Here is a 6,750-nt window from a genome sequence, read left to right as displayed (position 1 = left end):
TCGCTGTATTGATGTAATATGTTTATAAGGCATCTTTTTATTGGTTAATTGTTAATTTGTTAGATTAAACAATTATACCAAAAAAAATGTCTTTTTTTAGTTAATTAAGGTTTGGATTAGAATGTAGTAAGAATGTATTGACATAATTTTTAAAAAAATATATACTTTTTCACATATTATTATTTATTTAAATATTCTATGGGTAAAAAATTTATTTCCGCGGAAGGCTTAGAAAAAGTCAAAAAAGAGCTTGAAGAAATAAAAAAAATAAAACGCCCTGAACTGATAAAAAGAATACAAGAAGCAAAAGAATTGGGAGATTTGAGCGAGAATGCTGATTATCATTCAGCGAAAGAAGATCAATCTTTTATGGAGGGGAAAATATTAGAGCTGGATGATTTAATAAAAAATTCCGTTATAATTGACAATAGCCAAAAAAATAATAAAATAGTTAGTGTAGGCTCTATTGTTAAAGTGAAAAATAGCAGTGGCATCCAAGAATATACAATAACAGGATCTAATGAGGCTGACCCAATAAATGGAAAAATATCAAATGAATCTCCACTTGGTAAAACAATGATGGATAAAGAAGTTGGAAATGAATTTTTAATAACAACCCCAAACGGTGAGGCAAAATACAAAATTTTAGAAATAAAATAAAAAAATATAATAACAAAAGGAGGCATGAAAATGAATAATGTTCATTCTTATAATTTTGCAAAAGTTGGTATTATTAACATTGATGTAATTTTTGAACAATTAAAGAATATTTTTATGAAGGAATTTAAAATTCCTCTAAAAAAAATACAAAAAAAGAGCAATCTTTCTGATGATCTTGGTTTCTGTAGCAGAATGTTTATAGAATTTCTGTGTGCTGTTGAAGAGCAATTTGATTTTGTTCTTTCACTTGATGATGAAAGTTATTATAATGAACAAGTTGATACCGTTGGGAATGCAATTCTATTCGTATATTATATGCAATTTAAGCATAAATATACAAAAGCAATAACAATATAGAAAGCATAATATACGAAAGGTTCGCAAGATGAACCTTTCTTTTTTTGACATTTAAACTAAAATTAAGTAAGATACTATTATATGATAAATTAAATTAAAATTTTTTATGTCTAATGGAAAAAATGATCTAATGGAAAAAATAGTTTCTCTTTGCAAAAGAAGAGGATTTATTTTTAATTCTTCGGAAATTTATAATGGCTTCGCAAACACTTATACTTATGGTCCTTATGGCGTTGAATTAAAAAATAACATTAAAAAACTTTGGTGGAAAAAATTTGTTCATGAAAAAAGAAATGTTATTGGAATTGACGGACCAATTATTTTGCATCCAAAAGTTTGGGAAGCGTCTGGGCATATTGACGGTTTTAATGACGCAATGGTTGATTGCAAGGAATGCAAAAAAAGATTTAGAGCAGACCATTTAGTTGAAGAAGCAACAGGAAAAGATTTAGAGGGCAATCTTGAAAAAATGAACGGAATTTTAAAAAAAGAAAAAATAAAATGTCCAGAATGTGGAAAATCAAATTGGACTGGCGTAAAAAATTTTAATATGATGTTTAAAACAGAAATGAACGGCGTTAAAGGAGAAGTTTATTTAAGACCAGAAACAGCGGGCGCTATTTTTATTGAGTTTAAAAATATTTTAGATTCAATGAGGGTTAAAATTCCTTTTGGAATCGCACAAATTGGAAAAGCGTTCCGCAATGAAATTGTCGCCGGGAATTTTATTTTTCGCTTGCGTGAATTTGAACAAATGGAAATAGAATATTTTATAAGCCCAAAAATAAATTGGAAGTCTTTATTTGAAGAATGGCTAAAAGCGCAGGAAGAATTTATAACAAGTCTTGGCGCGAAAAAAAAAGATATTAGGCGATATGAGCATCCAAAAGAAAAACTTTCGCATTATTCCAAAAAAACAGTTGACATTGAATATAGATTTCCATTTGGATTTAGCGAATTATTTGGAATGGCGCATCGCGGTAATTTTGATTTAACGCAACATTCTAAGAAATCAGGGGAAAAACTTGAATATCGCGATACTCAAACCAATGAATGTTATATTCCGCATATACTTGAACCAACATTTGGAGTTGACAGAAGCATTTTAGCAACGCTTATCTCAGCTTTCACAGAAGAAAAAATTGATAAAGAAAAAAGAATAGTAATGAAATTTCCTAAAAATATTGCTCCTGTTAAAATCGCTGTTTTTCCTTTGTTAAGAAACAAACCAAAATTAGTTAAAAAAGCAAAAGAAATTTACGACATATTAAAACAAAAATATGTGTGTGAATTTGATGACAATGGAAATATTGGAAAAAGATACCGTCGCCAAGACGAAATTGGAACGCCTTATTGCGTCACGGTTGATTTTGACAGTTTAGAAAAAAATGATATTACCGTGCGGGATAGGGATACAATGAAGCAGGAAAGGATAAAAATTGCGGGATTAAAAAAATATTTTGAAGAAAAATTAGAAATATAATATATGCGTGAATTATCTATTGACATATTTAAAAAATTGTTTTAGAATACAAATCAAATACAGAATTTTAAATTAAATTCTGGATTTTTAATTTTTTTATGGCAAAAAACAAGGATAAAAAAATTCCTGATAGTAAAAAATTTATAGAGGTTACGGGAACAGTATTAGAATTATTGCCTGCCGCGACTTTTAAAGTTGAGCTGGAAAACGGACATACTGTTTTGGCTCATCTTTCAGGAAAAATGAGAATGTTTAAAATTAGACTGCTTCCGGGAGACAAGGTAAAAATGGAAATGACGCCTTATGATTTAAGCAAGGGCAGAATTACTTATAGATTTTAATATTACTAAATTTTAGCCGACATCTCAAAATAAAATGCGAATTAAATTTTGTTAATTTAACTATTTGTTAATTTTATAAAAAAATTGATATTATAAAATCATACAAATTAATATATGAAAGTTAGGACATCAGTAAAAAAAATGTGCAAAGACTGTAAAATAATACGGCGCAAAAAACGTGTTCATGTTATTTGTAAAAATCCTAAACATAAACAAAGGCAGGGGTAAACTTAGCTTTTACCTGCCTGTCGGCAGGAAGGGCTTTGTTAGCTTTTAGCTTTTAGGATTTTATTAATTTTATTTATATATTTTTATGGCAAGAATAGCTGGAATAAATTTACCAAATGAAAAAAAAATTCATATAGCATTAACTTATATTTTTGGGATTGGCGCGCATTTAGCCAACAAAATTATTCAAGAAGCAAAAATTGATTCAAATAAGAGAACAAATGAATTATCAGAAGAAGAGACGAATAAATTAAGAGAAATTATTGAAAAAAGGCACAGAGTTGAAGGAGATTTAAAAAGAGAAATTATGTTTAATATAAAAAGATTAAAAGAAAATGGCTCTTATCGCGGGACAAGGCATATTAAGTCATTGCCAAAAAGAGGTCAAAGGACAAAAACCAACAGCAGAACCGCTAGGGGCAATGTTCGCCGTATAGCAATAAGCGGTAAAAAACCAGTAGCTCAAAAAACTTAATTATTAGGCTTGTCGCTTGATTAATTTCGCGACAAATCTATTTTAAAAAAATAAAAATGGCGCAAGTAAATACAAAAACTAAAACAAGAAAAAAACAATCCGTTAAAACAGTCACAAGTGGCAAAGCTTATATTAAAGCAAGTTATAACAATACTATAGTTACACTTACTGATCAAAGTGGAAATGTTTTGTGCTGGTCGAGCGCTGGAGTTAATGGTTTTAAAGGTCCTAAAAAAGCAACCCCTTACGCGGCTGGAGTAATAGTTAAAAAAGCAGTTGACGAATCAAAAATTTACGGGCTAAAAAATATTCAAGTTATCGTAAAAGGAGTCGGTCCCGGCAGGGATTCCGCGGTAAGAGCGCTCAACATCAATGGATTAAATGTTGTTTCAATAAAAGATATGACTCCGATTCCTCATAATGGCTGCAGAAAACGCAAGCCAAGAAGAGTTTAATAATTAAAATTTATGCCAATTAAAAAAGCAAAATGTAAAATTTGCAGAAGACAAGGAAAAAAATTAATGTTAAAAGGCGATAGATGCCTGTCTTCAAAGTGCGCTATTATTAAAAGAAATTATGCTCCTGGTATTCATGGAGCTAAAAAAACAAGAACAAAAATAACAGAATATGGGTTGCAATTGCGTGAAAAACAGAAAGCAAAAGAAATTTATGGAATTTTAGAAAGACAATTCAGAAAATATTACGAAAAAGCTATTAAACTGAAAGGAAATGTTAATGAAAATTTAATAAATTTTTTGGAAATGCGCTTAGACAATGTTATTTATCGCGCTGGAATAGCAAAATCCAGAAATCAAGCAAAACAATTAGTGGGACATGGAAATTTTATCGTTAATAAATATAAAACAGATATCCCGTCTTGCCAGCTTAAAATTAATGATGTTATAAAAATTAAAGAAACAAAAAAAGATAATATTTTCTTCAAAAACATAATAGCAGAATTGAAAAACAAAAAAAATCAAGAAATTCAAAGCTGGTTTATTTTTGACAAAGAAAAAATGGAAATAAAAATTTTATCTAAGCCAAGCATAGAAGAAATTGAAAAAAGTTTTGACAGTAAAATGATTATTGAGTTTTATTCAAGATAATTTTAATTTTAAAGGGGGTTGTTTAAGACTCCACTAATAAATATATCATATGATTATTAGTCTTCCGCAAAAAATTACTTTTAAAAAAATAGCCGAAAATAATGAGCAGGCGATTATTGGGCCTTGTTATCCAGGATATGGAATAACAATAGGAAACGCTATTAAAAGAGTTATGATTTCTTCTTTAGAGGGCGGATCTGTGTGCGCTGTTAAAATCAAAGGCGTGCATCATGAATTTTCCACAATTCCTGATGTTATGGAAGATGTGGTAGAAATAATTTTGAATTTAAAACAGCTTAGTTTCAAAATTCACACCGATGAGCAAGTAAAATTAACTTTAGAAGTAAGCGGAAAAAAAGAAGTAAAAGCCAAAGATATAAAAACAACAAGCGATGTTGATTTAACTGATTCTGATGCTCATATTGCAACGCTAACTTCCGCAAAAGCTAAAATAAAAATGGATATATTTGTTAAAAAAGGAAGAGGTTATTGGCCTGTAGAAGAAAGAGTAGAGGATCAGAACAAGGAAATAGGAGTAATCGCCATAGATTCTTTTTTCAGTCCTGTTGAAAAAGTCGGATTAAATATAGAAAACGTTAGAGTTGAACAGATGACAAATTATGAAAATATTATTTTAGATATTAAGACAGACGGAACTATCACTTCTCAGGAAGCGTTAAAAAAATCAGTAAAAATATTAATTGAACAGTTTAATTTTGTTTCTGATAATATAAAAATAGAAGATGAAAAAAAGAAACAAAAAAAAACAATAGAAAAGAAAATAAAAAAGAAAGATAAAACAGTTGATAAAAAAGCAACTATTAAAAAAAATCCACCAGCTGGCGGAAAAGCAAAAAAATAAATTATGCGTCATAGAAATAAAGTTAAAAAATTAGACAGAAAAAAAGCTCCAAGAGAAATGATGCTGAAAAATTTAGCTTCGAGTGTTATAATTTATGAAAAAGTCAAAACAACGCCGGCAAAAGCGAAGGCCGTTAAGTCTTTGGTTGAAAAAATGATCACTGTCGCGAAAGATGGAGATTTGAACGCAAGAAGAAAATTAATTAAAACTTTGCCTCAAAAGAAAGCAATTGAAAAAGCGTTTGAGTTAGGAAAAAAATATAAAGAAAGAAAAGGAGGATACACAAGAATTATAAGAATTGGAAAAAGGCAGGGCGACGGCGCTGAAATAGTTCAAATAGAATTTGTATAAAAATATGACAAATAGAAAAATTTACAAAATAGACGCGACTAATCAGGCAATTGGAAGGATAGCGACGCAAATAGTCTCTTTTTTGCGCGGAAAAAATAATCCTGATTTTGAATTTAATCAAGATAAAGGCGGTTTTGTTGAAGTTGAAAATATCGCTAATGTAAAATTTACCGGTAAAAAAATAGAACAAAAAAAATATTACAGACATTCAGGATACCCTGGCGGATTAAAAGAAAAAAAAATGAAAGAAATTTTTGATAAAAATCCAGGCGAAATTTTAAAAATGGCTGTTTATAAAATGCTTCCTAAAAACAGATTAAGGAATGATATGATAAAAAGATTAAAAATAAAATAAATTTAAAATATGACAGATAAAAAAACAATTAAAAAAAATGAAAAGCCAATAAAAGAAGAGAAAAAGGTTAAAATTACCGAAAAAACAGACAGCAAAGAAAATGTAAGTAAAAATAAAAAACTATATATTTACGCTGTTGGTAGAAGAAAATCCGCAACGGCTCAAGTGCGAATTTACAAGAAAGGCGAAGGCGAAATAACAATAAACAAAAAAAAGATGCGGGACTATTTTAAAACAACAAATCTTCAAAATATTATTTACGCTCCATTCAAACTTGTGGGGCAGGGCGAAAAATTAAAAATTTGGGCTAAAGTAATTGGAGGCGGAAAAGTTGGACAGGCAGAGGCGATAAGGCATGGGATTTCTAGAGCGTTGCTGGAAATAAATCCTAACTTTAGAAAACCTTTGCGGAAACAAGGATTTTTAACAAGAGACTCAAGAAGAAAAGAACGAAAAAAACCAGGATTAAAACGAGCAAGACGAGCGCCACAATGGAGCAAGAGATAAAATAAAATCAAGAATAAAAATTTGT

12 protein-coding genes are annotated in these 6,750 nt (G+C 29.5%); all 12 read left to right on the top strand.

Features of this window, described 5'->3' with window-relative positions; genetic code table 11:
* Positions 1-198 precede the first annotated feature (198 nt).
* Positions 199-660 carry a transcription elongation factor GreA gene (gene greA, locus U9O55_04845; protein MEA2089132.1) on the top strand — a complete coding sequence of 154 codons (462 nt, stop codon included), beginning with the start codon at positions 199-201 and terminating at the stop codon, positions 658-660.
* Positions 661-684: 24 nt separating this feature from the next.
* Positions 685-1,017, top strand: a complete 333-nt coding sequence (locus U9O55_04840) for an acyl carrier protein (protein MEA2089131.1) — start codon at positions 685-687, stop codon at positions 1,015-1,017.
* A 106-nt stretch (positions 1,018-1,123) separates the two neighbouring features.
* On the top strand, positions 1,124-2,500 hold the full coding sequence (locus tag U9O55_04835) for a glycine--tRNA ligase (GenBank protein ID MEA2089130.1): 1,377 nt from the start codon (positions 1,124-1,126) through the stop codon (positions 2,498-2,500).
* A 98-nt stretch (positions 2,501-2,598) separates the two neighbouring features.
* Complete coding sequence (infA, locus tag U9O55_04830) at positions 2,599-2,841, top strand: translation initiation factor IF-1 (protein MEA2089129.1); 243 nt, start codon at positions 2,599-2,601, stop codon at positions 2,839-2,841.
* Positions 2,842-2,955: 114 nt separating this feature from the next.
* Entirely contained in the window at positions 2,956-3,069 is a 114-nt protein-coding gene (gene rpmJ / locus U9O55_04825; protein MEA2089128.1) for a 50S ribosomal protein L36, read from the top strand.
* Between the two features lie 85 nt (positions 3,070-3,154).
* Entirely contained in the window at positions 3,155-3,544 is a 390-nt protein-coding gene (gene rpsM, locus U9O55_04820; GenBank protein ID MEA2089127.1) for a 30S ribosomal protein S13, read from the top strand.
* 56 nt (positions 3,545-3,600) lie between these two features.
* Entirely contained in the window at positions 3,601-3,999 is a 399-nt protein-coding gene (rpsK, locus tag U9O55_04815) for a 30S ribosomal protein S11 (protein ID MEA2089126.1), read from the top strand.
* A gap of 12 nt (positions 4,000-4,011) precedes the next feature.
* A complete protein-coding gene (gene rpsD, locus U9O55_04810; GenBank protein ID MEA2089125.1) occupies positions 4,012-4,650 on the top strand; it encodes a 30S ribosomal protein S4 in 639 nt (212 codons plus the stop codon).
* A gap of 49 nt (positions 4,651-4,699) precedes the next feature.
* Entirely contained in the window at positions 4,700-5,512 is an 813-nt protein-coding gene (rpoA, locus tag U9O55_04805) for a DNA-directed RNA polymerase subunit alpha (GenBank protein ID MEA2089124.1), read from the top strand.
* 3 nt (positions 5,513-5,515) lie between these two features.
* Positions 5,516-5,863, top strand: coding sequence for a 50S ribosomal protein L17 (gene rplQ, locus U9O55_04800; protein ID MEA2089123.1), 348 nt, complete (start codon positions 5,516-5,518; stop codon positions 5,861-5,863).
* A 4-nt stretch (positions 5,864-5,867) separates the two neighbouring features.
* Entirely contained in the window at positions 5,868-6,218 is a 351-nt protein-coding gene (rplM, locus tag U9O55_04795; protein MEA2089122.1) for a 50S ribosomal protein L13, read from the top strand.
* Positions 6,219-6,227: 9 nt separating this feature from the next.
* The gene (rpsI, locus tag U9O55_04790; GenBank protein MEA2089121.1) at positions 6,228-6,725 is read left to right on the top strand and encodes a 30S ribosomal protein S9; all 498 of its coding nucleotides are present in this window, start codon (positions 6,228-6,230) and stop codon (positions 6,723-6,725) included.
* Positions 6,726-6,750: the final 25 nt, after the last annotated feature.

The organism is Patescibacteria group bacterium (assembly GCA_034660655.1).
Lineage (GTDB): Bacteria > Patescibacteriota > Patescibacteriia > JAACEG01 > JAACEG01 > JAACEG01.
This window is presented reverse-complemented; position numbering and strand designations above follow the sequence as displayed.